General features: G+C 38.7%; 2 protein-coding genes. Both read left to right on the top strand.

Going from position 1 to position 1,529, the window contains the following annotated elements:
* Positions 1 to 225 precede the first annotated feature (225 nt).
* Complete coding sequence (locus tag ACFQ2O_RS21575; RefSeq protein ID WP_377532963.1) at positions 226 to 768, top strand: hypothetical protein; 543 nt, start codon at positions 226 to 228, stop codon at positions 766 to 768.
* A 70-nt stretch (positions 769 to 838) separates the two neighbouring features.
* A complete protein-coding gene (locus tag ACFQ2O_RS21570; protein WP_377532961.1) occupies positions 839 to 1,231 on the top strand; it encodes a hypothetical protein in 393 nt (130 codons plus the stop codon).
* The last annotated feature ends 298 nt before the right edge of the window (positions 1,232 to 1,529 follow it).

The raw sequence follows: 1,529 nt of genomic DNA, 5'->3' as shown, positions 1-1,529 counted from the left end.
GTTCGTCAGTACCGGATTTTGCAGTCCCGCTTTCTTCACTGCACGCCTCACGACGAACCAGCTTGCGGCTTGCTAACAGGCTTCACCAACTCGCCTGCAAGGGACTTGCACCCTCTGGAATAATATGATACCTTTCGTATCAGGTGCCCATACTGGGCGCACACCACACCCATAAGCCAGCTACGCCGCCTTATGGCCAAGTCCGTTGCACAACATAGTATCAAAATGGAAAAAGAGACAAGCTTCCTTTGTTCGAAGCTCAATGAAGATATAAAAGAAGCAACAATACAATACTTCGTTAGCCAAGGCTTTCGCTTAGCAGAGTCTTCAGAAAGGTTCTTGTCTTTTAAAAGAGGTAGCTTTCTTCTGAACATGGTGACTATGAATCCTCTTAAATGGAAGAGCATTATAAATGTCGAAATAGGTGATGAAGTGGTCAAAGCTGTGTTTGATATTGACACCACAAGCCAGCTTGCATCTGTTAAAGAAGAAGAACTCTGGGACAATTTTATTACTAACTATAGAGAAGCAATTATAGAAGATTTCAATTATGTAGAAGCTAACAATAAGCTGCTCAGAAGCACTCTAAGCGGCACACGGAAATTTATAGGAGCAGCTGTTGTCGGGGCTGTTGCAGCTTGGATTCCTGCTGCTGTCATTGCACATTATACAGGTATAGGAAGTATAGGCGGAATTGGTGCAACCGCTGGGGCACTAGGCTATTTAAGTTACATAATAGAAAAGGAAAGAAAAAGAGACGTTGTATAACCCTGCACAGGCTCCATACTCGGCAAATGCCTCACCCGTCGCCTATACAAACTGTTATGAGCAATAATCAATGATTAAGCTTTCTAAAGACAACTTATATGAATGGAAAACTTTGTTTCCTTCATTTATGATCTTCTGTGATTTAGTAATAACATTATCAATGCTTTACTCTGGAGCATATTTTCTATTACCTATAATTGGCATTATCATGTTTGTTCATTTCTATGTTGGCAGGATTCCGAAATACTACAAGGTTAAAGAAATCTATATGGCTGAGGATGGTAAAAGTATAGTAGTAAAGGATTTAGACAATAACCAGGAAATGATCATTCAACTAGGTGATATCACTAAAGCAAATATTAGTTTTGGTGTATTAAAACTGGACACACTGGACAAAGGCGATATTTATACCTTACTTAGATCCAAAGAATTAATAGGTTGTCTTGAACCTATCAATGGATAAAGAATTAAAGCCCATAACCCTGCACATAAGTTAAGCTCCGGCTCCGCCTCGCACACCTTATTAGGCTAATCCGTTAGGTACTATTATAAGAACGAAGGCTACAAGAATAAATAAATGAACAAGTTGATACAGTTCAAGCATTTGGCAAGTATTTATCTATTTAATGATTGTTCCTGCCTTTATTCCTGACAATGAAACAGGTGAATACATTTTTGTAATCTATGGCTTTCTGTTCCTTGTGTGGTTACTGCAAATAAATAAAGATTTATATAATAGGTTACCGAATGGCATAACTTTG

It is taken from the genome of Pontibacter rugosus (genome assembly GCF_042678745.1).
GTDB classification, from domain to species: Bacteria; Bacteroidota; Bacteroidia; order Cytophagales; family Hymenobacteraceae; genus Pontibacter; species Pontibacter rugosus.
The sequence above is the reverse complement of the archived record's forward strand: the minus strand, read 5'-3'. Positions and strand labels throughout refer to the sequence as shown.